Source organism: Paenibacillus sophorae (genome assembly GCF_018966525.1).
Classification (GTDB): Bacteria; Bacillota; Bacilli; order Paenibacillales; family Paenibacillaceae; genus Paenibacillus_AQ; species Paenibacillus_AQ sophorae.
In genome coordinates, this window is record NZ_CP076607.1 from 516,295 (window position 1) to 541,465 (window position 25,171).

The 25,171-nt window shown below is 40.9% G+C and carries 29 protein-coding genes and 1 pseudogene; 7 read left to right on the forward strand and 23 right to left on the reverse strand.

Going from position 1 to position 25,171, the window contains the following annotated elements; genetic code table 11:
- Nucleotides 1-64: 64 nt before the first annotated feature.
- The 3 genes from KP014_RS02430 to KP014_RS02440 all read right to left on the reverse strand — a co-directional run bounded on the left by KP014_RS02430 (nucleotide 65) and on the right by KP014_RS02440 (nucleotide 2,635).
- A complete protein-coding gene (locus KP014_RS02430) occupies nucleotides 65-967 on the reverse strand; it encodes an aldo/keto reductase (protein WP_036596823.1) in 903 nt (300 codons plus the stop codon).
- 97 nt (nucleotides 968-1,064) lie between these two features.
- Entirely contained in the window at nucleotides 1,065-2,246 is a 1,182-nt protein-coding gene (locus KP014_RS02435) for an MDR family MFS transporter (RefSeq protein ID WP_036596787.1), read from the reverse strand.
- Nucleotides 2,243-2,635: a MerR family transcriptional regulator gene (locus KP014_RS02440; protein ID WP_051500192.1), complete on the reverse strand. Its 393-nt coding sequence runs from the start codon at nucleotides 2,633-2,635 to the stop codon at nucleotides 2,243-2,245. Before KP014_RS02440 ends, KP014_RS02435 begins: the two co-directional genes overlap by 4 nt.
- A gap of 192 nt (nucleotides 2,636-2,827) precedes the next feature.
- On the opposite strand from KP014_RS02440, the gene KP014_RS02445 reads away from it, so the two are divergent.
- Both KP014_RS02445 and KP014_RS02450 read left to right on the forward strand, forming a co-directional pair.
- On the forward strand, nucleotides 2,828-3,262 hold the full coding sequence (locus tag KP014_RS02445) for a MarR family winged helix-turn-helix transcriptional regulator (RefSeq protein ID WP_036596785.1): 435 nt from the start codon (nucleotides 2,828-2,830) through the stop codon (nucleotides 3,260-3,262).
- Nucleotides 3,263-3,317: 55 nt separating this feature from the next.
- Nucleotides 3,318-3,842 (forward strand): NAD(P)H-dependent oxidoreductase, encoded by a 525-nt coding sequence (locus KP014_RS02450; RefSeq protein WP_036596783.1) that lies wholly within the window; start codon nucleotides 3,318-3,320, stop codon nucleotides 3,840-3,842.
- A 28-nt stretch (nucleotides 3,843-3,870) separates the two neighbouring features.
- Here the strand turns inward: KP014_RS02450 and KP014_RS02455 are convergent, their stop codons facing one another.
- From KP014_RS02455 to KP014_RS02465, 3 genes are all read right to left on the reverse strand, one after another.
- Nucleotides 3,871-4,620: a transporter substrate-binding domain-containing protein gene (locus tag KP014_RS02455; RefSeq protein WP_090833876.1), complete on the reverse strand. Its 750-nt coding sequence runs from the start codon at nucleotides 4,618-4,620 to the stop codon at nucleotides 3,871-3,873.
- A 113-nt stretch (nucleotides 4,621-4,733) separates the two neighbouring features.
- Entirely contained in the window at nucleotides 4,734-5,477 is a 744-nt protein-coding gene (locus KP014_RS02460) for an SDR family oxidoreductase (RefSeq protein ID WP_090833877.1), read from the reverse strand.
- Between the two features lie 107 nt (nucleotides 5,478-5,584).
- Nucleotides 5,585-6,004 (reverse strand): Rossmann-fold NAD(P)-binding domain-containing protein, encoded by a 420-nt coding sequence (locus tag KP014_RS02465; protein ID WP_216700448.1) that lies wholly within the window; start codon nucleotides 6,002-6,004, stop codon nucleotides 5,585-5,587.
- Between the two features lie 372 nt (nucleotides 6,005-6,376).
- Here KP014_RS02465 and ltrA point away from each other — a divergent pair, with 372 nt between their 5' ends.
- Nucleotides 6,377-7,348: a group II intron reverse transcriptase/maturase gene (gene ltrA / locus KP014_RS02470; protein ID WP_090833878.1), complete on the forward strand. Its 972-nt coding sequence runs from the start codon at nucleotides 6,377-6,379 to the stop codon at nucleotides 7,346-7,348.
- 238 nt (nucleotides 7,349-7,586) lie between these two features.
- On the opposite strand, the gene KP014_RS02475 is transcribed toward ltrA, so the two are convergent.
- From KP014_RS02475 to KP014_RS28990, 8 genes are all read right to left on the reverse strand, one after another.
- On the reverse strand, nucleotides 7,587-7,883 hold the full coding sequence (locus tag KP014_RS02475) for a hypothetical protein (RefSeq protein WP_139210561.1): 297 nt from the start codon (nucleotides 7,881-7,883) through the stop codon (nucleotides 7,587-7,589).
- Between the two features lie 121 nt (nucleotides 7,884-8,004).
- The gene (locus tag KP014_RS02480) at nucleotides 8,005-8,307 is read right to left on the reverse strand and encodes a transposase (RefSeq protein ID WP_139210562.1); all 303 of its coding nucleotides are present in this window, start codon (nucleotides 8,305-8,307) and stop codon (nucleotides 8,005-8,007) included.
- 302 nt (nucleotides 8,308-8,609) lie between these two features.
- A complete protein-coding gene (locus KP014_RS02485; RefSeq protein WP_036596971.1) occupies nucleotides 8,610-9,863 on the reverse strand; it encodes an MFS transporter in 1,254 nt (417 codons plus the stop codon).
- A gap of 8 nt (nucleotides 9,864-9,871) precedes the next feature.
- The gene (locus KP014_RS02490; RefSeq protein WP_036596968.1) at nucleotides 9,872-11,329 is read right to left on the reverse strand and encodes a hypothetical protein; all 1,458 of its coding nucleotides are present in this window, start codon (nucleotides 11,327-11,329) and stop codon (nucleotides 9,872-9,874) included.
- Between the two features lie 34 nt (nucleotides 11,330-11,363).
- Nucleotides 11,364-12,011 carry a hypothetical protein gene (locus KP014_RS02495; protein WP_036596966.1) on the reverse strand — a complete coding sequence of 216 codons (648 nt, stop codon included), beginning with the start codon at nucleotides 12,009-12,011 and terminating at the stop codon, nucleotides 11,364-11,366.
- 4 nt (nucleotides 12,012-12,015) lie between these two features.
- The gene (locus KP014_RS02500; protein WP_036596964.1) at nucleotides 12,016-12,759 is read right to left on the reverse strand and encodes a hypothetical protein; all 744 of its coding nucleotides are present in this window, start codon (nucleotides 12,757-12,759) and stop codon (nucleotides 12,016-12,018) included.
- Nucleotides 12,746-14,257 carry a B12-binding domain-containing radical SAM protein gene (locus KP014_RS02505; protein WP_036596963.1) on the reverse strand — a complete coding sequence of 504 codons (1,512 nt, stop codon included), beginning with the start codon at nucleotides 14,255-14,257 and terminating at the stop codon, nucleotides 12,746-12,748. The genes KP014_RS02500 and KP014_RS02505 overlap by 14 nt, the downstream gene beginning before the upstream one ends.
- A gap of 124 nt (nucleotides 14,258-14,381) precedes the next feature.
- The gene (locus KP014_RS28990) at nucleotides 14,382-14,513 is read right to left on the reverse strand and encodes a hypothetical protein (protein WP_281426445.1); all 132 of its coding nucleotides are present in this window, start codon (nucleotides 14,511-14,513) and stop codon (nucleotides 14,382-14,384) included.
- 254 nt (nucleotides 14,514-14,767) lie between these two features.
- Between KP014_RS28990 and KP014_RS02510 the strand changes: the two genes are divergently transcribed.
- Together KP014_RS02510 and KP014_RS02515 are read left to right on the forward strand one after the other, a co-directional pair.
- Entirely contained in the window at nucleotides 14,768-15,694 is a 927-nt protein-coding gene (locus KP014_RS02510) for an IS4 family transposase (protein WP_051500207.1), read from the forward strand.
- Between the two features lie 482 nt (nucleotides 15,695-16,176).
- On the forward strand, nucleotides 16,177-17,418 hold the full coding sequence (locus KP014_RS02515) for an ISL3 family transposase (protein ID WP_216700449.1): 1,242 nt from the start codon (nucleotides 16,177-16,179) through the stop codon (nucleotides 17,416-17,418).
- Between the two features lie 31 nt (nucleotides 17,419-17,449).
- Here the strand turns inward: KP014_RS02515 and KP014_RS02520 are convergent.
- The 5 genes and pseudogenes from KP014_RS02520 to KP014_RS02540 form a co-directional block, all read right to left on the reverse strand.
- A pseudogene (locus tag KP014_RS02520) lies at nucleotides 17,450-17,563 on the reverse strand (dipicolinate synthase subunit DpsA); the annotation flags it as partial.
- Nucleotides 17,564-17,603: 40 nt separating this feature from the next.
- Nucleotides 17,604-18,497 (reverse strand): sensor histidine kinase, encoded by an 894-nt coding sequence (locus KP014_RS02525; protein WP_246590725.1) that lies wholly within the window; start codon nucleotides 18,495-18,497, stop codon nucleotides 17,604-17,606.
- Between the two features lie 11 nt (nucleotides 18,498-18,508).
- Entirely contained in the window at nucleotides 18,509-19,306 is a 798-nt protein-coding gene (locus KP014_RS02530) for an ABC transporter permease (protein ID WP_036591843.1), read from the reverse strand.
- Entirely contained in the window at nucleotides 19,299-20,081 is a 783-nt protein-coding gene (locus tag KP014_RS02535) for an ABC transporter ATP-binding protein (RefSeq protein ID WP_343223043.1), read from the reverse strand. Before KP014_RS02535 ends, KP014_RS02530 begins: the two co-directional genes overlap by 8 nt.
- A gap of 231 nt (nucleotides 20,082-20,312) precedes the next feature.
- A complete protein-coding gene (locus tag KP014_RS02540) occupies nucleotides 20,313-21,053 on the reverse strand; it encodes a response regulator transcription factor (protein ID WP_246590626.1) in 741 nt (246 codons plus the stop codon).
- Nucleotides 21,054-21,166: 113 nt separating this feature from the next.
- On the opposite strand from KP014_RS02540, the gene KP014_RS02545 reads away from it, so the two are divergent.
- Nucleotides 21,167-21,889 carry a type 1 glutamine amidotransferase domain-containing protein gene (locus KP014_RS02545; RefSeq protein WP_036591845.1) on the forward strand — a complete coding sequence of 241 codons (723 nt, stop codon included), beginning with the start codon at nucleotides 21,167-21,169 and terminating at the stop codon, nucleotides 21,887-21,889.
- Here KP014_RS02545 and KP014_RS02550 read toward each other — a convergent pair.
- The 3 genes from KP014_RS02550 to KP014_RS02560 all read right to left on the reverse strand — a co-directional run bounded on the left by KP014_RS02550 (nucleotide 21,870) and on the right by KP014_RS02560 (nucleotide 23,652).
- Complete coding sequence (locus KP014_RS02550; protein ID WP_090834539.1) at nucleotides 21,870-22,634, reverse strand: alpha/beta fold hydrolase; 765 nt, start codon at nucleotides 22,632-22,634, stop codon at nucleotides 21,870-21,872. The genes KP014_RS02545 and KP014_RS02550 overlap by 20 nt on opposite strands.
- Nucleotides 22,635-22,807: 173 nt before the next feature.
- Nucleotides 22,808-23,248: a DUF6526 family protein gene (locus KP014_RS02555; protein ID WP_036591847.1), complete on the reverse strand. Its 441-nt coding sequence runs from the start codon at nucleotides 23,246-23,248 to the stop codon at nucleotides 22,808-22,810.
- A gap of 119 nt (nucleotides 23,249-23,367) precedes the next feature.
- Entirely contained in the window at nucleotides 23,368-23,652 is a 285-nt protein-coding gene (locus KP014_RS02560) for a hypothetical protein (protein ID WP_051499650.1), read from the reverse strand.
- 128 nt (nucleotides 23,653-23,780) lie between these two features.
- On the opposite strand from KP014_RS02560, the gene KP014_RS02565 reads away from it, so the two are divergent.
- A complete protein-coding gene (locus KP014_RS02565; RefSeq protein WP_051499653.1) occupies nucleotides 23,781-24,560 on the forward strand; it encodes a helix-turn-helix transcriptional regulator in 780 nt (259 codons plus the stop codon).
- Nucleotides 24,561-24,721: 161 nt separating this feature from the next.
- Here KP014_RS02565 and KP014_RS02570 read toward each other — a convergent pair whose 3' ends face one another.
- Nucleotides 24,722-25,063 carry a zinc ribbon domain-containing protein YjdM gene (locus KP014_RS02570; RefSeq protein ID WP_036591848.1) on the reverse strand — a complete coding sequence of 114 codons (342 nt, stop codon included), beginning with the start codon at nucleotides 25,061-25,063 and terminating at the stop codon, nucleotides 24,722-24,724.
- Nucleotides 25,064-25,171 lie beyond the last annotated feature (108 nt).

The following is a 25,171-nucleotide window of genomic DNA, read 5'->3' on the forward strand; positions in this document are numbered from 1 at the left end:
CAATGATTTGTAAAATTGACATAAAGTTATTTTAATCGGAATTTCATTTTTTCAGACATAGCTACTACCACAGCGTATACCCTGCTTCAATCAGGATTTTATACCACTGTTCTCGGGTCATCTGCACGCCGTCTACAGATTGTACGGCCCGCTCAATCCGCTCCTTGTTTCCGGTGCCCAGCACGATAGCAGGATTGGACGAGTGCTTAAAGATCCATTTATAAACGACTTCATCGATATGTTCCAGCCCAAGCTCCTGCCGGATGTTTTCCAGTACGTTGTTCATATTTTCCTCAGCCGCATTAGTGGGATTGAAGATCCTTCCTCCAGCCAAAGGGGACCAAATCATCGGGGAGATGCCTTCTTTCAGGCAATGGGTCATTGTGCCGTTATGATAATTTTGGATGCCTAGCGGATGCAGCATGAATTGGTGAGTGACAAACGGAATATCCGTATATTTTTGCAAAGTGTCAAACTCAAGCGGACTATGGTTGGATAAGCCAAAATATTTGACTTTCCCCTCATCCTTAAGCTGAAGGAGAGTTTCATTAAGCTCGGCCGGATCGACCAGCAGGTCGAACATATGAATCAACAGGATATCAATGTAACCGCATTGAAGCTTATCCAAGGATTCGTTAACCTGGGCCAGGACGTATTGTTTATCCGTGTTGAAGAATCGGGTCTTAATATTGGGGTTTTTGGCATTCGGGACACAGATATCGCATTTCGTGACAATTTGAATTTTCTCCCGCAAGGTTGGCTCCAATTGCAAAACTTCTCCAAAAAGCGCTTCGTTTCGATGATCGCCTCCATAAATATCGGCATGGTCAAAGGTTGTAATGCCCCGCTCAATACACCATTCGATAAACTCTACCACTTGCTGGGCGCTCAGTTTCCAATCATTCATCCTCATGCATCCGATGACCAGTTTGGAAATGGAAAGCTGTTCGTTTAATTGAATGTTCAACAATGTCACCCACCTTGTAGGGAATATACAAACTAATTCCGTTCTCATTATACATCCCCGCGAAAGCGATTACTTTCAATGTTTTCAGGTTTTATTTTTAAATCTTTTTATCCATACGGGTCACTGTGTTTAGCTTATAGTGAAAAATGAACACCGATAGAACCATTAGAATAATCGCCGCTAAATAGAGATAAACGTAGGATAATTGTTCAACAATAACTCCGCCAAGCATGGGTCCGAGTGCTCTACCTGAGGTAGATGATATATTCACAAAACTTTGAAACGATCCTTTTGCATTAGCTGGTGAAATCGCATTAATCATTGCGGGTATAGCGGGAAACACAAACATTTCTCCTAAGGTAAGCAAGACAATAGCTGCTATGAACCCGATATACTGTTGACTAAATATGAGGACAATGAAGGAAAAAACAAATAGCATAACGCCCACATAAATCTGTACTTTATAAGTATGAGCCACTTTCTTAATAATTAGCGAAATCAGTGGCTGGCCTAAAATAATCAGCAATGCATTGATCGTCCACAAAAAGCTATACTGTTTAATTGAAATATTAACTTTTGGTAAATAAGCCGAAATAGTACTTTGCCATTGGACATAACCCATCCACACCACGAAGTAAACAAAACAAATGATAAATACATGAATTAACAGTTTACGCTTATTACGATCTCTTGCTTCACTTAACTCTTTAGATTCATTTTGTGGATGAATGGCTCCTATATCTTTGTAAAAAAATAAAACGATAATTAAAAAGGCGATGTATAATAGCAAGTTCGCTATAAATATAAGAGAAATATCGAAATCCGCAATGAAACCGGCAATCGATGTTCCGACAGCTACCCCGATATTAAGCCCTAAGTAAATGGAATTAAATACATAACGATGATCATAGCCTGATAGACTGGTCGCAAGCGAATTAACGGATGTAAAAAGGATACCTGTACCCAAACCCAGGATCGCTAAAAATACGGCGTAAAATGGCCAATTATGATTAATAACTAAACCAGTTAGTGAAATAATCGAGATAAACAGTCCGAGTAAAACTGTCTTATAGCCACCTATCCTGTCAAATAACCGCCCACCGAAAAAATTGCCGATTAACGTTGTAATAGAATCTATAAGTAACACTAAGCCAGCAACAGCCAGTGATTTCCCCAGGTGATCGTGCATGTAAATCGTATTTAGCGGCCAAATAAAACTGATCCCCGCATTGTTCAAAATTGATCCTATCACTAACCATTTTAACTTTGAATTTTTCATTTGTTTATCATAGCCTTATACAAGCTCATTCGATCGATTATTTTTGCTCTATGATTCTCAATAATTTTTCTTTTTTCATCGAGTTCCCGTAAATGATTTTCCAGTACAGCTAAACGTTTCGTTAATACGCTAAATAGCTGGTTATTCATAGTTAAAGCGCTGTTTTCATTCACACACCCCTCTTTTCCAAAATGGATAATCTCTTCTAACGATAGTCCCATTTCTTTTAAATCCTTAACAAATTCTATAAAGGCAACATCTTCGTCGCTATACTCTCTGATACCAGAACAATTCTTATTCACTGCAGGAAGCAGACCTATTTCTTCATAGTAGCGAAGCGTGTGCGTAGACAACCCCGTTAACTGCGAGACATCACTTATTTTATACATCTTATTTATCCCCCTTTTTCAGAGTAGCAGTTAGAGTTAACTTTAAGTCAAGAACAATATTCGCATCAACGGCCAGATGCGGTTGACCGCGCTGTCTGTAACGGCAAGTTTTTCAAAACATCTGGCTTTAGTTGACAGTTACTTTCACCCGTGTTAATTTGTATATGCAAATGAAAAAAGGGACTGAACAAAATGAATGAAGAAGAACAAGTATTAATTCATTGTTTATATTTTACAGCCAGCCGTTTTGCTCGCAACATCACAAAATTAGCTGAAAGAACTTTTGATTTCGGGAACCTGGCTCCTTCTTATTTTTACATGATCATGATCGTTAAATTCCATCCGGAAATCACTCAAAAAGAGCTTTGTCACAAGCTGTCAATCGCTCCTTCTACGAGTACGAGGTTTATTGATAAACTGGAAAGCTTAAAGCTGGTGACAAGAAAAATGAGCGGCAAACAAACCTATATCTCTTTAACTGAAGAAGGAGAAAAGGTTTATCATCAGTTTAGAAATTCTTTAAAAGATCTATTTGCAGGGTATTCTCAGATCTTGGGGAGTGAATTTAGCTTGGATTTAAGTAAAATGTTGCACGAAGCAAGCAATAAACTAGAAGAAGAATTGTAAATTTTTTTACCCTTTCATTTGCATATACAAATAAAAATCTAAAGGAGAAATGAGCATGAAGACATTAGTCATTGTGGCACATCCGAATTTAACGAATTCCGTTGTAAACAAAGCGTGGGTGGAGCGATTAAGCCAAGAAAAAGAGATTACTGTCCATGATTTATATGCCGAGTACCCAGAAAGACGAATTAACGTGGAACGTGAACAGCAGTTATTATTGGAGCATGACCGGATTGTTTTTCAATTCCCACTTTACTGGTACAGCAGTCCTTCATTGCTAAAAGAATGGCAGGATGTGGTCCTCACCTACGGATGGGCTTATGGCGCTGAAGGAACCAAATTACATGGAAAAGAGTTTGTTCTGGCCATTTCCACAGGCGGGCCGGAAGCTGCATATCAAGCAGGAGGGTTCAATCACTACAGCATGAGTGAATTAACCAAACCCTTTCAAGCAACCGCTAACCTGACGGGAATGCGCTTCTTGCCAACCTTTACAATGCAAGGTGTTCGACTGTTAACAAATGAACAAATTTGTGAAAGCGCGGAGGCATTGGTACGTCATCTCAAGGCATCACTCTAGAACCGGGTCATTTGTTGGTCTGTGAAGATTATCTGGATACATTCAACCCAAAATATTTTTTTGAAATCTTCAAGTAAGTTCCGTCATATCTCATATCAGTCAATGCTTGATTAATCGCATTCACCAATTCTTCATTTCCTTTTCTCACCAGAATCCCACTCTTCCAAGAAGAGACGGTTCGACCGACGACTTTGATTGGCGCATCAGGATTTTGCCTTTTCATATACAAGTAAAAAAGTCCGTTATTGATTACGACGTCAATTTGTTTGGATGTCAGTAAATCTATCGATTGGCTAAACCCTTCTGTTTGCACTATGATAGCGCCGCTCTCTTTGGCAATATCGGTAAGATCGTTTTGCAGCGATTGTCCGGCTTTTTTTCCTTTCAGATTGGCTAGCCTCTTAATATCCCGATTATCCTGATGAACAATCAGTTCTGCTTTCGAAACGATATAAGGATCTGAAAAATCATATTTGTCTTTAAGGTCATTGCGAATCGTTATTTCATTAACCACGATATCAAACTGTCCAGTGTCTAATCCTGCAATCAAACTGTCCCGATTAGTCTCTATAAATTCAATTTGTACCCCGAGACAATTGGCTACTTCCTGCGCGATTTCCACGTCAAATCCGGTGAGCTTGCCACTTTCATCATGGAATGTAAACGGCGCATAGGTTCCTTCCGTTCCGACGCGGATTTTACCATTTGCTTTTATGGTTTCCAGCAAGTTTGCTGCCTGTGCGGTATTATTTTCAGCTTTGCTATTAACATTTTCCAAGACTTCATCATCTTAACTCCCTGTATCATGATTTAGCGCTCAAAAAAGGACACTTGGGTCCGCCTTCACGACGAAACCAAGTGTTCACTTTCGACTACAATTTTCATTACTACTTAGATAAATCCACCGTTAACGCGAAGGGTCTGACCCGTAACCCACTGCGATTCCTGGCTAGCCAAGGATAGCACTACATTCGAAATGTCTTCCGGTTCCCCTAACCGTCCGAACGAATTCATATTACCGACAGCCTTAATTTGCTCCTCGGACTTCCCAACGGTGAAGAGCTCCGTGTTTACTGGGCCCGGAGCCACCGCATTAATGGTGATTCCTTTCGGTCCGAGCTCTTTCGCAAGCTGACGGGTGATCTGTTCCACGGCTCCTTTTGTTCCCGCATACGAGCTGTATGTCGGGAACATCTGACCCGTTACCGAAGTGGAGAAATTGATGATCCGCCCGTTCTCATTCATGTGTAAAGCAGCTTGCTGGCAGGCGAAGAAGGTCCCTTTGACATTAATCGCAAACTGCTTGTCGAAATCCTCTTCCGTGATGTTCGCGATTGGTTTTGTAATCATAATGCCCGCGTTATTTACCAGAATATCTACTTGCCCGTAGGCTTCCAGCGTCTTCTTGAACAGACTCTCCACTTCGGCCACTTTGCTAATATCGGCTTGAATCGCTATGGCCTCTCCACCTTGCTGTTTAATTCCAGCTACGACTTCCTCTGCTTTTCCTGGACTGCTTGCGTAATTGACAACGACTTTCGCCCCATGCCGAGCCAAATTCTCGGCAATTTCTCGTCCCATCCCTCTCGATGCACCTGTCACCAAAGCTACTTTACCTACAAGATTGTTTTCCATTATTTATTCCTCCTAAAAGTTTTGTTAGCGTTACATCCTTAATTTACTTCGTACAAAACTTGCTTCGAAAGCATATACCTTGTTTTGTTAGCGTTACATCCTTGCAATTATTTAGAAACCGTTGGTACAAGCAGGTCGCCTAAGCCCAGACGCTGCGCAAATTCAATTCGCAATTTCTCGGAAAGCTCAGTCACTTCAGCAGCACCATCATTGACGAAATCAATGACCGATCGTGCCGGGCGGCTGCCTGCTGGCAAAGTGACAATTCGGGCGATCTCGTCGGCGACCGCTTGCGGGTCAGCTTCCGGCGGGGTGAGAGCACTCAAGCAATCACCAACCTGATCGAGCAGATGGTTGATCCGATCGTAAGCCAAAGTGGTTTGTTCGTCATTTGGATGACCTGCGCTTGGGAAATGTGCCGTTCCTCTTGTAAATGCACCCGGTACGACGAACGACGTTTCAATGCAAAACTTTGCAACCTCATAAGCCATCGTCGCCAACGAGTCCATTGCTGCTTTGGCCGCCACATACGGTCCAAGAAATGGCGGGAAGCCTGCGTAGACAGAGCGACGACCAGGCCGTAACGCAAGTGAAGCGATAGAGCCTCGTGAGATGTCCGGGGGCCGACAAGGTCGAATACTTGGAAGGCTACAGTAGATTTCCGACAAGGGCGAGGAAATCGGACTTGCTGGTAGTACTCGGAGCGCGGGAAAGCCGCGTACAGGGGGAAGCGGCAGGACAGAGTAAGCTCTTAACAGCGAAACATACCCCACACACAGAGGTGGACATCGGATGTCAACACAACTGGTTAAGATAGCAGAGAAAGCTCGGCAAGATAAGAAAATCCGCTTCACGTCACTGGCGCATCTCATCACACCTGGATTCCTAGAAGAAACGGGATGATGAATCGCAAAGGCACGAGCGGTGTAGATGGAGAAACAACGACACAATTCGAAGCGAATCTGAAAGAGAGAACAGAGGATCTATGGTTACGGCTTAGACAAAATCGCTACCAAGCTCCACCCTTAAGGCGAGTGGATATCCCAAAAGGAAATGGGAAGACACGCCCACTCGGCATCCCTACCGTGGAAGACCGCTTGGTACAACGAGCAGTAGCAAGAACCGTCGAAGCCATCTATGAACAAGATTTTCTGGGCTTATCCTACGGGTTTCGTCCGGGAAGAAATCCGCATATGACGCTTAAAGCGCTCAGAACCTGTATCGTAACAAAGAAAGTAAGGCATGTGTTCGAGGCGGATATTCGCGGGTACTTCAACCACATCAACCATGAATGGTTGATGAAGATGGTAAAGCAGCGAATATCCGCCCCCGTTGTTCTGCATCTCATCGGAAAGTGGCTGCGAGCAGGAGTGATGCAACATGGCGTGGTCACACGGAACGAAGAGGGAACGCCGCAGGGTGGTCCGATCAGTCCGCTGCTTGCAAACATCTATTTGCACAACGTACTGGACCTCTGGTTCAAGAAACGGTGCAAGAAATATTTTCAAGGAGAAGCCTACCTCATCCGCTTTGCGGATGATTACGTCGCATGTTTCAAATACAAGCGAGATGCAGAGAATTTCCAAACGCTGTTAAACGAAAGGATGAAGAAATTCAACCTGGAGCTAGTGGAGGAAAAGACACGCCTTATGATCTTTGGACGATTTGCAAGGGAGCGAAAGGCGGAATTCGGAGAAAAGCCGGACACCTTCGATTTTCTGGGGTTCAAACATGTCTGTGGAGTAGGACAGAAAGGTGAATTTGCGCTCATACGAATACCTAGCGTGAAGAGTTGCCGAAAATTTACGGAGCGAGTCGGGACATGGCTGAAAGCACACCGGCATTGGAAAAGGCGAGACCAACAAAAGTAGCTCACAAGAATGCTGCAAGGTTTCTACCAATATTTCGCTCTGTACCACTGCGATTACAAACTGCACAGTCTCAAGCGGCAGATTGAACGACAGTGGATAAGGTGTCTGCGCAGGAGGAGCCAGAGACATCGTCTATACTGGTCTTACTCTGATTGGGGCTGACGGCACAAGGAAAAAAAATCCGAGGCCGTCTTCTACCAACCACACAATAGAATCACCCATTCTGTTGGAAGAAGTTTCAAACTAAGCAAGCGAGCAAAAGTGGCAAATGACAAGTCGCTGAAGGCGGAACGCCCGGGTAAATTTCATCATAGGAGCTTTTGAGCAGTACGTACACCAGTAAGGCGAGATAAAGCTGGCTAAACACCGCATTGGGCGTAGTCCAAAACAAAGCGGGGATATATAAGTGCTGTTGATCCACCGAAAAAAGACTTCGATCTGCCAGTTTTAGACTCGTCGCCAGGATCACCGGACTGCCTGCGGGATCGCGAAACATGATAACGAGATGCCGTAAGAGTGAACCGTTTACTCCCATCCCCAACTGGCACGATACTCTTGCTAAATAGGGGATTCGGGCGACCTGCGACGCCGGGAAGGGCGCGGCTCATGGAGAACCACTTCGCCCTTCGGCCGGATCACGAAATCTCGTTTCTATTTCAATACTCGTCGAACCGCTTGCACTTCGCGTAAGCCCGGTCAGCGACATTGATGAAGGCAGAGTCGAAAAGTTCGTCGCTACTGCATATATCATGGTGATTTCCCGTCGACTCCACGACTTTGTGCGGCTGACCGGTAGACTGGCGCAAAGCCACATTGAGTTTGACGCCGGCTCGGCTTCCCTTTAAAGGTACCCACGGCAGCCGACCGATTTCAACGGTAATCTTGGTTGAATCAATAACAAGCAGTTCCTTCGGGAACTTCAGCTTCCGCTTGGTATGGCGATTGCACTTACGGATCATGAGATGGAAAAGCTGCTTGTAAATGTCGAAGGGGACATCCTTAGCCTTTTTGGATAAACAGGAATAGTCTATGGCCTCAAGGCCGGACCGTGAGGTTCGCGGTGCACCGTCCCGATAACTCATCCACTGGCCAAATGCCGCCTGAGCAAAAAACAATAACAATCGGTACACCGTACATTTTCGGGCTGTATCCCCATATTCTATCTAGTCAATGAACGGTTTGATAAAGGTGTTCAACCGGTTGATCGTTGGACTTCCAAGTCTTCTAGGGGGCTAAATGGATATGGTTACCCCAACTTTATTTATGGCCGTTCATTAAGTCGACTTGTCTTTTGGGAATACTTCCTCAATTGAAACAATTGTCCTAGAATTACTACAAGCACTAATCCCATTATACTAAGTATAATCCCTTCAATTATTACAATATTTTGAATTGAAAATATGGATGCTAGAGTTCCTGCAAGTGCAGTTGCAATAGCCATTGAACTTCGATTAACTAACCTTGAAAAACTAGTTACCTTACCAATATGATCCCCAGATGATTCTCTTTGTAATAAAGTACTGGTTATAATATTAAAAGAAGAAAGTGTGATACCAAATATCAGTATAAATATAATAGCTACAACATTGTTATGCGGTACAAGTGATATATAAATAGAAATTGATATACCCATAAGTGTTATTAACAAACCTAACAATAAATAAAACCTTTTTGTTAAATTTAGAATTTTAGGAATAATAATTGAACCTAGTATCATCCCCGCCCCCTGTGATGTCATGAAAATACCGATAACACTAAGATCAACATTTGAAATATTAAAATAAGTAATAAATAAAAACCCATTAGCTCCTGTAAGAAAAAAAACAACTGATTGAGTTATCATTACTTTTTGTATATTAAGTTTAGTCTTTACAAAAATAACACCTTCCTTTAAATCCCTTAATACTTCATAAATGATGTTCCTTTGTCTTCGTTTCCCAATGCTTTGATCAATAATAAATAAAGATCCAAAAGCACCAATAAAGAATGATATAGCATTAATTATGAACGTTAATTCGTAACCAAAGTAAGAAAGTGCAGTACCACCTATGATAGGTCCAACTAATAATGACACTGAGAAACTTAGTTGAAAAATAGAGTTTGAGTATGTAAGCTCTTCGTTATTAAATGTTTGTCTAATAATAGCATTTTGAGCTGGACCAAATAAAGATGACATCATTCCTGTTCCGATGGCTGTTAAGTAAACAATCCATATTTCATTTTCTGAATGTACAAATAAAAGTAATACTGTCAATATTCCTCTTATAACATCTCCGATAATTAACAATTTCTTTTTCTTTAGTATGTCAACAATTCCACCAGAAAATAATGAGAAAATGATCATGGCTAGTAATTCAGTGAACGCTACTAAACTGGTTTGCATAGGTGATTTTGTTATAGCTAGTATCCACAGAGGTAACGCTATTAGATGAAAAGCATTAGCAATCATAGATATAGTTTGAGTTATCCAAAAAATTCTTAACTTTCCTTTTTTGAGTATACTAAAATATCGCATATATAAAATCACCCCCTTAATAACTTAGTTTTTAAATATTTTATTAATGCATCACCATTTAAACTTCTATAACCTAATTTAGTGGAGATATCCTCAGGTGATATATAAGAACACTTTAGCCATAAATTCATTAAAAATGCAGATGCTTCATTATTAGAAAACCATTCGTCTCCATATTTATCTTCTAAATAATTGTTGATTTGAGCAAACAAAAACCATCCCTTTATATAATTATTTGCTCCCATAAAAAAATCTCTATCATAAAATGCAGATTTCCCACTCGCTTTGAAACCTGTTATTTCAGAAAACAATTGTCCCCAATAACTAATAGTATTTTCTTCAGCGCTTTCATTTTGATTAGAGTATTCAAATAATAACTTCGCAATATAAAAACGTACAAGATATAAAGTATTTAAAGTAGAATAATAATAATAGGATTCACTTTGACTCCCAAAAAAGGAAGTAACAAACGACTTATTAGTGACTAATCCTTCAAACAAAAATGCAAAGGCTTCACTAATGATAGGATTTATCCATAATGCTCTACCATTTGTTAAATCCTTTGTCGATCCAGCTAGGTGTAAAGCATGCCCTAATTCATGGAATAAAATTTTAAAATCATCCGCCCTGTTTCTTATGCTATAAACCAAAATAATTTTATCTGGTATAATTAACGGAATACAAAAAGATCGTGAAAAAGATTTATCGATGATAAAGTTGACTCTTCTTAAAATGTCCCCAAACCCCATAGTTTTTAAATAATCAAGTGTTTTATCAATTGCTTGATTATAATCACTATACCGAAAATTATCATTTAGGTTCCACAAATGAAAAGCATCGTGCCGCTCTAATTGAGATAGGGATAAATTCAACTTCTGATTTGTTACAAACTCAAGGCTAGTAAAATATATATGATTAGTTTGGTCTAAAAAAGAGTGGAGTTCCGCGAGGCTATTCGTTTTATTTATTTTTAATAACGATATACACAGATTGGTATAGTCTCCAAGGTTTAATTTTTCAGCGAAATTGTTATAGCTTTTATATAATTTTTTATAAATAGGGTTAAGTTTATCGGTAAAAATATCTTCCACAGAAGAAAATAATTCTTTTCTATTTATTCTTGAAGGTTCAAGCAACAATCTACTCATGGTAGTTTGTAAACTATACAATTCACCATTCCATATAATAGAATTCTGTGCTTTTTTAAGAGATAATTGATTTTGGAATGACATACCATTTATAATTAAATTTTCCTTCATTAATTCACTTAAATATGTAATACCATCCAAATGGTTAGAGTTAATAATATTTTCTAAAGAGTTGATAATATTTTCTAAATTGAACAATTCCGAATAATTCATGTAAATATCAGATAGTTTTTTTTTTATATTACTGCCATTATTACCATGTAAGTAAATTGCAATTTCTTGTTGAAATTTCTTAAGTGTAATAGAATCATTACTCATGGGTCACCTCCTCTTACAGTTTACGTCTTCTATGTTACTTCCTTAAAGTTTGCTCTAGGCCGATAATATACTTTGACGAAGGAAAAACTTTTATAGCATCATATTTTTTTTTGTAATATTCAAGGGCAGTAAACATTTCTGTGCTGTAAATATTTCCAATATTATTTCCTGTGGTCTCTACTTCCATAAGAAAAAGAGTAATCTCACTACCATTTCGCAAATTATTAAAAGTGACCTTATCAAATGAAAAATATAGGGTAGGAGATAATCTATTCGATTTTTTATGAGTTCGCTTTTGTTTAGAGATTAATGTTGGGATTAGATTATCTGTACAACAATTTAATTTACTTTGTAATGTATCTGAAATCACTTTTGAATATTTACATCCCGTATTCATTAACTCTGCTATTTCTGCACGAATAACATGCTCTTTAAATTCACTTATATTATATTTTAATATTGACCCAACTTTTTTGTCCGGAAGAGGCCTAAGGGCTAATGAAAAATTGTTTTTTTTTAAAATGTAATCTTCACTATCAACATATAAATTCACTACCAGTTCTTCATAAGATAAATCAATTTTTAGATCCTCTGGACCTCCATCTTCAAGTGCATTTAAAAAAATATCTTCGTCTTTAAATTGAATCAATAATTCACTTTCAAAACTTTTTGGTGTATACATTTAACTAAACTCCCTCTACTTCAATAGCAACGACACAATCCTCTTCTAAATCTAGTGATTTACTAAAAGAAGAACTAACTTGAATTAATGACTTTGTAGATGGACGATAATGACCTGATTTATTATTTATAATTGCTCCTTTTATTACGTTGTCCGAGTTTTTTATGAAAATCACTTCCCCAGCACCTACAGCAGTTAAGTTATAATCGTGTAATAACATTGGGTGAACAATGGGTATATCATTAAACTTTAAATATTTTCTACCCTCAATAAACTCTCTTAAAGGTATTATGTTTTTGAAAATAAAGGGTTCCATTTTACTATTTACAGCATACATATAAAAATTGTGAGCCTTAATATATTTACTTACAGCAGGGGTTGCTTTTGCAACTAAATGTTGTACCTCACTAGCTTCTTTATATTTTTCATAATAGTATTCTCTATCAAAAATATAATGTTCTTGACCATTATTATAGATTGACTCACATCTGACAAGCAGCTCACTACTAACTCGTTTCTTCCTTGTTGTGTTGCTATAGTGCTCTTTGACTAAATTAATAGCTTTATTCAATTCCAAAATAAACTTTGCTGATTGATCTTTGTTAAGAGTAATTCTTATTTCAAGAGCAGTCGAAAGAACATTATATTTAATAATTAATGCTGCGACAGAATAGTACCCATATCTATCACTAATCGAGTTTAGTAAACTATACATTTCATCCAATTTTATCATTTCATCTATTAACAATATTATTACCACCCGATAAATATTCTTGTTCTACTTCCAAAATAAGATCACTAACATACTTATTATTTTCTTTATGATTTTGGAGCAATTTAATAATTACAAGGAATTGAAAATTCTTTTTTATTTCTATTTTGTGATTTTTGTCCAGCAAAATATTTGATATATCGATTAATAATAAGTGAAACTTATTTGAATAAAGATTCTGAACAATATTTTTTATATAATCTGGCATGTTATTTTTATTCCAAAACAAATCCACTATTCTATTTATAATCAAAGCATACTTAATATCCTGTTCGGAAAAATGTTTGCTTTTTATAATAGAATTGAAATTATCTATTCTATACTCATACTGAAATCTCTCTATTTGATCGAATAAGATAGTGTTTGGTAATAGTTTTAATAAATTCGAAACAATTTGTACCTTTCCAATATTAAAACAATAATCTAACGTTTCAAACCAATTTTCTAACGTTTCATCAGGTAGTCCGATAATTGTATTAACAGTTACATTTATCCCAAATGAATTTAAGTTAGTGACAGTTTCCTCTATTTTTTTATAATCGTTCCGTCTCTTAATCAGTTTTAATGTGCCTAAATGTATTGATTGTAGACCAAGTTCCACGGATTTGAAATTAGCCTTTTTCATTAGAAGAATTTCTTCAAATGATAAATTTTCAGGTTTTATTTCTGCATGAATAGTCCAGTCTAAATCTAGACTTATTAAATGTTCTAGCACTTCAATCGTTCTTAAGGGACTTAAATTGAATGTACCATCCAAAAAGTCTATATGTTTAGGTCTATATTTTGCGAAAAAATCTAGATCATCCTTGATTCTTGACATTGATAAACTCCGATATGATTTATGGCCCTGATCACAAAAAGAGCAGTTAAAGGGGCACCCCCGTGAGGTTTCATATTGAATACTTCCGTTTATTAATGATTCTTCTAAAACTTCCTTAGATACTATATATGGATTTGGTAAATAATCAATTTCACCTTTCTTGACTACTTGAGGAATGAATGAACTAACTTTTCCATCCTCAATACAAACAACTCCATTCGTAGGTTTTATTGAACCATAAGATATTATAGACTGAACTATTTTTAAGAATGGCTCTTCCCCTTCACCCACTACAATCGCATCTAATATGCCAGTTAATAAAAGATCATTTAATCGTTGATTTTTATAATCACTATGTGGACCCCCAATTACAATTCTTGCATTAGTCATTTTCATTTTTAAATCTCTTATAATATTTAAAATGCTCTCATCGTTCCATATATAGTGAGAAGCACCTATTAAATCTGGATTGTAGTTTTCAATTGTATTTAATATTGTTTCCGGATCTGATTCATGATTAAAGCTAAAGATTTTAACATCTATATTTAAGGAGTAGTTTTCTTTGTAATAATCGAGATAGGTCTTTATTGTCCAAATACCATATGGCGGTAAATTAAAATCTTTTGCATTAATAGTAAACAAACATATTCTCAAATCATCACTCCCATTAGTATAAAAATTGGAGCAACAGTAACTGTTGCTCCAATTTTTGAAATACTTTCTGCACCGCGTGCAGCTTCCAGCGAGCGGTGGGGCAGTACGCACTGGCAGTTAACCACTATTCAGAAGTTGACCAGTTTAACCCTTGAAGTGCTGCTCGTCCTTCAAATGTTCCTTCAGCATCTCTTAATTGATTCATAAGTTCTTCCAAGTGACTTTCATTAACATTTAAATTTTTATTTTCCTCCATTTTTTTCACCACCTTTATTGGATTATTATTTGGTAGCAAAAACCACCTAATCCTTTTTTATTGTAATGGAATAAATCAATATGTCAACCATAATATATAAAACATTTCAATCATTTTACTATTTTGTTTTTTTCCACAACTGAATTAAAGTTATATTTTCACGTCTGTTGATTAACCACTAAATGGTAGAAAAAGAGCCGATAACCTGGTAAAATGTTTGTACCCTTACAAACAAACCGAAAAGTGACGACTCCATGAAAAAGTCTGCCACGATCCAGTTTATCCTTCAATCCATACTGACACCGGAAGAAGTAGAATCTGTTATGAAAAGTGTTGGGTATGAAGATAAAGCCCGTAAGTTTACAGTGAATCATCTGTTGCACTATTGGTGTATGGCCGCCTTCGAAGAATGGCCTGGCTATCATTCCGGAGCAGATCGCGCCACGAGCAGCGGGTTGACCGAATTCTATTCTTCTTCTTTTTCGGGCAAAGCGGCAGATGTACCTTTTAATCTCTTTCATCTGCTCGTCCGCAAATGTAACAGAGAAACACGGAGAACCCTGACTTTTCCTAAAGAGTTGCTGCTCATTGATTCCACCACCAGGACCGTCGGAAAAACACGGTTACCTTGGCCCCACGGGGAACGAGCGGGAATTAAGTTGCATGTTGCCTTGGGGGCGGAAAATGGGCACCCGCTGAAGGTCATTGAAACGGTAGGCTCTAGGCATGACGGGCCCGTAAGTGAAGATTTAACCCACACCGACTACATTATGGTCATGGATCGAGCCTATGGAAAGCTGGAACGTCTCGACCGCCACAAGCAAGACGGACAATCGTTTGTAATTCGGCTTCGAGACAACATCCACTTTGGAAAACCGTGCGCGTTGCGCCGCCAAACCAAGCAAAAATTCTCCCGTTCTTCGGGATATTACGTGTCAGCTCGGGACGGCCCAGTATCAATCCGAAAAACGACACCGTGGCTGATGTTTCACGATTTTGAAGGTCGGGAGATTCGCGTGGTTACGGATTTGATGCAAGTGACTGCGGAACAAATTGCACAAATGTACAAAGCTCGCTGGAAAATTGAGGTGTTTTTTCGCTGGATAAAACAACATTTGAAATTCCCACCTTGTTTGGCACTACTGAAAATGCTGTGTATGGCCAGTTGTTTGGAGCTTTAGTAGAGCCGTGAATTGTAAAATCCGTATTTTGAATGGCCATCATTATGGCGCCTTCCGCTGTAGGGATCGAATTGAAAATGGCTACATCATCTCTAGCAAACAATTCAACCAACTTGATCTTATACATTTCGCAGTAGTTCTTTAAATATGCATTGGCCGCCCCCGAAATAACCATTCCATTATTAGGGATAGATTCAAAAACATCAGCCGTCAACTTCAATCTTCCGTTGAAAAGGTGGATTCTATACCCCCATTCATATCCGTTCCACTTGCGGGCAGAATCAAAATCCGTGATTGTTTAAACCATTCTATAGACATCTTTACATTTTGGACGCCAGGGAATGATTCTTTCAAATTTTGGTTCAAAACCCAAATTAGCGGTAGACGAATCGATACGAGCGTGAAACGAGGATGAAAATGGAAAAACATCTGCAAATCCTGTATTGTTGTAAGTCCTACCAAACAACAAAAGGAAATGACAGATGCCACTCCAGTATATCAATGAGATGCTCGGATTACCAGAGCTACAACTTCATAAAATCATCTATATGGACGCTCATCAAGTTCATCTGGAGGCATCGCCTGTGACCGACAAACAGCCCTGTCCCGTTTGCCACTCGGAACAATACGTCAAGCGGGATGGCCGCAACAAACTGCGGAAGATTCGGCATTTGGCGGTCTTTGGCAGAAAAAGCTATTTGCATGTGCCCTCCCTTCGGTTAGCCTGCTCACGGTGCAGTGTCGGCTTCGTTTGGTCTTATGAATTTGTGGGTCCTAAGCAGCGTTACAGTCGCTTGTTCCGCTTGCAAACGGTAGAGCAGGCCCTTGGCTCTACCGCGGCGCATAGTGCAAGGATGCAAGAAGCGCCTGCCAGTACGGTACAGCGAATGCATCAGGAAGCTCTTCCTGCCCAGAGCGAACGCCTCGCGCAGCAGGCTTGGCGTAAAGCCAAAACTACCGAGGGTCTGGTGCTGGGTATCGACGACTTTGCAATCAAAAAGGGACACTCTTACAATACCGGCATTCACAATCTTAGGGGCGAAACCATGCTGGACTTACTGCCTGGTCGCAAACTTGAAGCCCTGCGGACCTATGCCCGCCAGCATCCTGACTTTCTGGCGTTGAACCCCAAAGCGGTGGTTATGGATCTAGCTCAGGCGTATCATACATGGATTAGCGAATGCTTTCCGCGTGCCCTCCGCATTGCAGATCGTTTCCATGTTCACGGTTATGTCACCCAAAGTGTCCAGGCGGTACGCAAGTCGGTTCAGTCCACCCTTGTGCCTCGGGCTAAAGCCATCCTGAAAAGTCATCATCGACTGCTCAATCCGCCAGCCGATTTTCTACCTGAACAGAGCAAAGCCCAGTTAGACCTACTACTTAGCTTCTCTCCGCTACTACGCAAGGTTTGGGAATGGAAAGAAGCGTTCTCTCGCTGGTATGATTATTCACCAAATGTCCATGTCGCCAGCCTTGGCTTTAACCGTTGGTGTCAGCAAGGCGAATGTATTGACCATGATGCGGTGCGAAGCACCTTGAAAACGGTGCGTAATTGGGAAGACGAAATCGTGAACTACCATCGATGCCAGTGGACCAATGCAACCGTCGAAGGACGGCACAATCGAATCAAGGCTTATCAACGCCGGCACTATTTTACACGCAATCACAAGTGTTACAAAGATGGCATTTTAATCGAATGTAATCGTCACCGTTCGTCTGGTTGAAAAGTTCAACCGCTAATTTTTAGATTGAGCCCAAATTTTCAAAACCAATTATCTTTACAGTTGCATTTAACTCAGATAATTTCTTAATCACTTCAAGCTGTCGGCTATCTCCGCCAACAATGAGAATTTGAGTACCCGTAAGCATAGTAGTTGTCCTTCTTTCCAATCTTTCATGACAGTTTTAATCATAGAGGAAGTTCAACTCTTATTTCGAGGAACCCGTCTTGTAGGGATACACCTGTGCTGCCGCCCATCTGTTCCGCCAATAGCCTAACGATAGACAAGCCCAACCCTGTACTATTACTTCTTGCTTTATCGCCAGTATAGAAACGATCAAACAGCCGCTTCACATCTATTACGGAAGCATTGTTCACAAGATTTCTAAACGATATAACTGCTTTGTCTGCAGCCAGCACACGTACTTCGATATCTCCAATTGAGTGCTGAACACAATTACGAATTAGATTTTGGATAATCCTCGTGACCATTTCTCTATCGGCAAGGACGAATATAGGTGTTGTTTCCTCGAACTGCACAGCCAGATTGTTCTGTTCCAATGTGGGAACTGATGCCGCTAGGCACTCTGCCACAAGATTTGTAAGGTTAATTCGTTCGATATGAGGTTCTGGTTCTGTGTTTAGGAGATAGGAATACTCAAAAAAATGTTCGATCAACCGCCCCAATTCATCGGCATGTTTTTGGGCAATGTGAAGTTTCTTTTGCTGATCGGCAGACAAATCGCTATTTTCCAGAAGCTGCTGGTAACCTTTTATGGCCGTAAGCGGTGTCCGTAAGTCATGGGAAATATTTGCGATGAGTTCCTTAAAGTTCTTCTCCTCGCGAATGCTTTTAAGACGGAGGGCTTCCTCCGCCTTTAGGCATTTGTTAATATGGATAGCCAAAGTATTAAGTTCCCTGCTCAGGAGTTCCAAACGGATAGGTTGACGTGTATGTTCAGTCAGCCTTTTGCTCAACTGCCGGTTGATGCTGCGCAGTTGCCGCTGAAGAAAGGCGATATATAGGGCGAGCAAAATTATAACAATGACCAAAATGCCCGCCACAATTGTCAACGCGTTCACCAACCTTTCAGCTACTTAATTTCCGATTTTCTGAATGCGCTGTATGTGACAGCAAGCATTACAATTATAAATATCAAACTAACAGCGATTGCCCTGACCATGTCTCCCGTTCCCGTGTCTAATGTCACAAAAGCGTAGTTCCCTCCATATGGCGTAGAGGAAAAAATACGATCAAACACCGGGGAACTCTCGCTTAATTTTATTAACTGCGCAGAAATAATGGAAAACCCATAATTAATAGCAACCACGAAAATGGGCTTTTTTAGCACGAAAGCAAGGGGGACACAGATACTCAATTGTGCCGCATACACGATTATCAAGGTCAGCGTAACAGCTAATAGTTTCCATATCCCTGCTGCGGAAAAAGCTGTGCCCTCCCCTGAGGTCAGTACATGCAGGAAGCCCACGGCTACGGAGCCCATACTGAACTCGGAGCCTGTGCTAAGAGCAATACCCGTTATGATGGCGTAGGGGAGCAGGATGAATGCCAGGGCCAAGCCCAATACGGTTGCCTTACTAAGAATGACAGCACCCCTGCTGCAGCCATTTGCAATCGCATCATGGATGGTTTTATTATCGAAATCACTACAGATATACAGACCTGCGAGAACACCGCCGAGAATACTAATCATGTTTATATCAGAGAACAAGAACCCGATTCCTGTCATGCTGGCTTCAATCTTACCCTGTGGTATCAGATAGGCCATCACGGCCATGGCTACCGCACTTAAAGTTGTGATTCCCAATAGAATCTTAATTGCTTTTGATTTGTGCAATTTAAATAAATCCGCCTGAATCAAATTAAGCATCTTGATCACCACCTATAACAGAAATAAAGTAGTTTTCAAGCGTATCTCCCTCGATAGAAAATTTCGTAACGACAATCCCGTTTTCATAGATAACCTTTGCCACTAAATCCTTTTCATCCAAATAATCGTATAGTTTAACCGTCTTATCCGGTAAGACCTTGAAATTGGTGGTGTTCAGTTGCATCTCTAGTACGCTCGTCAACCTTTCAGGCTGATCGCAGTTAATATAGATGTGATGCTTGCAGTTTTCATCAAGCTGTTCAAGGGTGAGGGTTTGCTTAATCTCGCCTTTATGGATAATGATATAACTCGTTACGGTCTGATATAGCTCCGGCAAATTATGACTTGAAATTAAAATGGCTATTTGCCGTTCTTCGCACAACTTCTTCAGCAGATTGCGAATTTCAACGACGCCTAATGGGTCAAGTCCATTGATCGGCTCGTCCAAGATCAGTAATTCAGGGTTGCCAAGCATGGCGATCGCAATACCTAAACGCTGCTTCATGCCAAGCGAAAAGTTTTTTGCTTTCTTATTTCCTGCGTCAGCCAGTCCGACTAGTTCTAACAGTTCATCCTCAATCTCCTTGTTGGGGACTCCACGCATGATTCTGTGAAGCTTGAGATTTTCTTTCGCAGTCAAATTGGGGACAAATCCAGGATTCTCGATCATGCAGCCCAGCCGCTTCCGTTCATTCTGCAAAGCTCTCTCACCACTATGACCAAACAATTCAATGCTGCCCGCCGTGGGAAAAGAAAGCCCGGCCAGAAGGCGCATCAGTGTTTTTTTCCTGCGCCGTTCTGCCCGATTAAACCGTATATTTTACCGGATTCCATTGTAACCGACACATCACGAAGCGCAAGAGCACCGCGGTAGCTTTTCGTAAGGCTGTTTGTTTTTACAACATATTGCTTCATTTTGCTCACCTGTCCTTTCTGACTTTAGGTTAATTCCCATTGGTTTAGAAAAGGTTAAGTGCAGCAAAAGAATAGTCAAGAAACAGATAATTCATTCTCTGTATAGACGATAACCGAGGCCCCATACCGTTTCGATATAATCCTCATTCCGATTTGCTTTCTTGAGCTTATTGCGCAGATTGCTGATATGAGTCTTAACTGCATTATCATCACCGAGGTATTCGTCTTTCCAGACCGATTCATAAAGATTCGATTTGGTAAAAACCTTACCTGCATGCTTGACCAGCAGCTCCAATATCATATATTCCTTTGCCGTCAGCTCCATTTCGATCTCGTCCACAGTAACTCGCTTTGTATTGTCGTCGAGCGCCAAATCCTTATACTGAAAAATCTTGCTCCCTTGTATTTGCTTTTGAGAACGCCGCAGATTGGATTCTACTCGTGCCACAACTTCGCCCAGATCAAAGGGCTTTGTGATATAGTCATCCGCGCCCAGCTTCAAAAGGTCAATCTTCGTGCCAACCATATCCTTTGCGGAAATGACAATGACAGGGGTTTCGGAAAAATTTCGCATCTCTTTAAGTATTTCATCCCCGCTTTTGTAGGGAAGCATAATGTCAAGTAATATCAAATCATATGAGTTGTTTTGGATTTCCTTTATTCCATCAACGCCGGTAAAAGATGATTTCACTTTATAACCTGCATAGGTCAATGCTTCTGCCAGCATTAGATTGACATCTTCTTGATCTTCAATAATCAGAATAGTAATCATTAAAAACCACCTGATTCCTTTCTGTTTTTCGGTTTCCTTTACAAAATCACCTTTTTTCATAGTATAACTAGAATGTATAAACAGTACGTGACTAATCATATGATGCTATGCGAGAAAATCGTTAGTTCGCAATTGTAAAACTTATACAAAGCATATAAGAGGAGAGAAAAGCGATGAGCCAGCAGAAGAGAATTCTTATTCCTTTGCCGTCACATGATTTTGATACCACCGAAGTGGTGGTGCCTTGGCATAGATGCAAGGAGGCGGGGATGCAAATCGTCTTTGCCACGCCGGATGGAAAACGGGCCTACACCGACCCTTATTTGCTGACAGGCGTAATCTTCGGTCAACTGGGCGCAGCCAAAGAAGTAGTCGAATGGTATCATCAGGAGCTTGAGCAGGATGACGCATTTTTGCACCCCCTGGATTATGGGCAGATCGAAGCCGAACAGTTCGACGGCCTGCTGCTGCCGGGAGGTCATGCCAAGGGGATGGTGCCCTATCTGGAGAGTAAGGTTTTGCAAGAGAAGGTTCTGCGTTTCTGGCAGTTGGAGCGGCCGGTCGGCGCGATCTGTCATGGAACCATCGTACTTGCCCGGACTATGAACCCGGAGAGCGGACGGTCAATTGTATATGAGAATCGGATGACAAGCCTGACCAAGCCGCTCGAACGCACCGCGTATTGGTTAACCGCTTGGGCACGCGGCCGCTACTATCGAACCTATCCTGAATATGTACAGGATGAAGTCACGCGGCATTTGCGGAGCAAGGACAATTATGTAAAGGGACCTTCATTCAACACGCCGTTTGTTGTTGAAGATGGTCAACTGCTGACCGCGAGATGGCCCAAGGATGCGGAGCTGTTCGCGGAGAGATTTATACGGAAGATGCTATGAAGGACGTGTCCCTCCCCTTTAGCATCAGCATAATCTCTTCTATTACAATTTCCGGTTCATCGTGGTGGACATAATGCCGGCTGCACCCTGCAATCCTGAGCTTGCTTGCCGTTGACAGTCGCTGGAAATCGGCTTGCAGCCGCTGCTCGATCTGCAGTATTTCTTGATGAGGCCATTCCTCATCATCGCAATCCGGCAGCCCTCTTGTAATGATCGATAGAGGGATATTGCTCTGCAATGAGTGATCAACGATTTCCTTATAGCTCTGTAACTTATCGATCTTCTCGCTATTCAACATAGGATTCTCGAGGTAGGCTCTATTCCCTGCGATCAGCTTCTTAGGCAGCATCTTTTCATAGGCGAGCTCTTTATATTCGGGTACAGCATCGACCAAGACGATACCCAATGCCAACTCCGGGTAACGACTTGCAAACAGCCTGGCAACCAATCCTCCAAAAGAATGTCCAACCAGAATATAAGGCGGTTCCACAGGAGTCCTCAATAACAGTTCGGAAAGCTCCTCCACCAGATCACGGCATGTCCGCGGAACGGGTGCGGCTTCACTTCTGCCGATTCCCGCCCTATCATAGGAATAGGTTGATGTTATTTGCGATATCTGATCCTGCACCTCATTCCACGACTCGCAGCTATCACCTAAACCCGCTATAAATATTACGGCTGGAGTGCCTTTCAGTGAGTATTTGCTAAATAGTTTGCGTCCATGACAGGTATGGAGGGCTTCCACATAGCCACCGCTGGATTCTGAAACGTGTTCCACTAGCTTTTCTCCTTAATAGAGTTTTGATTCGCATTCTAAATCATCTTTGAGGCAAATATAAAGGGCACCTTGCCGGGTGCCCTACTTTTTGGGAAAGGAGTTTGGAAAACCGAGTAGTGGCGTACCCATTCCTTAGCTCCCTAGATTCTGTAGTCGTCGCCTCTCCACTTCTGGATAGATTTTTTAATAGCATCGGGTGACAACTGATCTGCTGCTGCTTTCTTGCAAAGTGAAGGAAATTCGTCATCGGAGGCAAATCGCAATGCTACAACTTGCTTTACGCTAAGCCTTGGGTCCAGCAGCTTTTGAGTCAAGACATAGTGCCGGAGATTCTCTTCGGCTCGTATCGCCCGGTCCTGTGCTTTTAAAGGGTAAGAGCGAACTACTAGAAAAATAACGATAAACATTATAGAAATAATTAGAAAAAGAACTGCAGGGAAAACTTGATTTCCCGCTTTCAATGATCTCACCAGCTCTACTACTGCAGAGATAAACAAACCTGCTGTCAAAAGGGTAAGCAAGACGTGAAAAAGCGGATGTATTCTTCGATGATTGTTATAGTTTTGAGATGGATGACTCATTACTCTCCCCCATTTTATGGATTATCGATAGCCCTCTTAGTTTATCACCTCTTTTTCAAAGTTGGCTGTGCTAAAATTGAAAATCAATCCAACTGCTCCCTGCAGAGCCGGCTCTTTTTTCAAACTTTCCTCCCAAAGGCACCGATCCAGGAATGAAAAATCCCCATTAGCAACACCCCTATAGCGATTGAGATGATGGCCCCCGTAGGATTCTCCCCTATATGCGCCCAGTATCCAAGGATACCCGCAATGATAAACATAACCCACCCAGCTAAAAAATTAATGACGGGTGAAGGTCCAAAGGGCGTTGGGAAAGGCTCCTTCGTTATACCCTTAACAAAATGCGGAAAGGCATTCGCACCGAATACTCCTGCAAAAAAAGATAAGATTACGGATTGGATCATATGTTCTCCTTTCTTTTGCAAGCAAAATATATTGTGGATGACACCCTCATTGTGCCATTGTAATTGTGAGGCGTGCCACATTTTAGTTATAATAGCACTATCAGTAACAGTTAGGATGTGCATCGTCCGTGGATAGTCATGAGCATCGTTTGAAGGCTTTGGGGAATTATTTAAAATCACGCCGCTCCCATCTAACCCCTAGCGTCACCGGATTGCCAGACGGCCAGCATAAACGCAGAACAGTAGGCTTAAAACGTGAAGAAGTTGCCCTATTAGCTGGAGTCAGCACCACATGGTATACATGGCTTGAACAAGGACGTGATATCAACGTTTCCAAACAAGTGCTTGATAGTATTGCACGTGCTTTGCAGTTGAACAATGACGAATATGCACACATGCTGCATCTTGCCCAATTATCCGTACCAAGCCCCACTTCGTTTACAACCAACCTGCTTCCCGCTCCACTGCAAAAAATTTTAGACGATCTCTCCAATCCTGCCATGATCGTGAACAGTCGTTCAGATGTGCTGGCGTGGAATGCAGCTTCTTGCGAGTATTTTGCTGATTTCTCCAAAGCACCCCTAAATGAACGAAACATGATTTGGCAATTTTTTACCAGCAACTCTCTACGCAATAGAATTACGAACTGGGAAGCGTGTGCAATATATGCTGTTGCCGTGTTCAGGGCTTTCTGCGATCGAAATGCCGGAGATCCGTGGGTTTCTCAATTTGTTCATGACTTAATGAGGGTAAGCCCTTATTTTAAAGATCAGTGGAATCATTACGAAATCAGGGGAAAGGCAGGCCTCATCATCGAGTTTGCGGATGGAAGCTCATTCGAAGTCACGTCATTACAGCATAATAATGGTACAGACGATATTCAATTCTTTATTTGCACACCGGTTTGAAGTCATCCCTAAACGAGAAAGTTCGCCGATAGAATCACCCCACCACGCTTTAATGTCACAGAAACAGTTGTGCCATCTTCACTAGGCGTTCGTAAACCCAAAAAAGCCCTCTATGTCGGAGGGCTTTCTTTTCAAACTCATTCGGTTCCATGAATACTGCATTATACCTTTTTTACAAATTCAGATTTCAAACTCATAGCTCCAAACCCGTCAATTTTGCAATCAATATCATGATCCCCGTCAACTAGGCGTATATTTTTCACTTTTGTGCCTACTTTTAAGACGGATGAACTGCCTTTTACTTTAAGGTCTTTGATTACGGTCACCGTGTCACCATCGTTTAAGATATTCCCGTTTGCATCTTTGATAATCCTCTGATCTTGAGCAGTCTCGGGTTCTGATTCTAAAGTCCACTCATGAGCACATTCCGGGCAAACATAAAGACTTCGATCTTCATACGTATATTCGGAATTACATTTTGGGCAATTGGGCAAATTAGACATTACTATATTCCTCCATTCGTTACATACATACTAACATATCGACTGGGAAGATGCGGCTTTTTAGAAGCACCAAAAGAACAATGCGGGAAAGACACAAACTGTTCATAC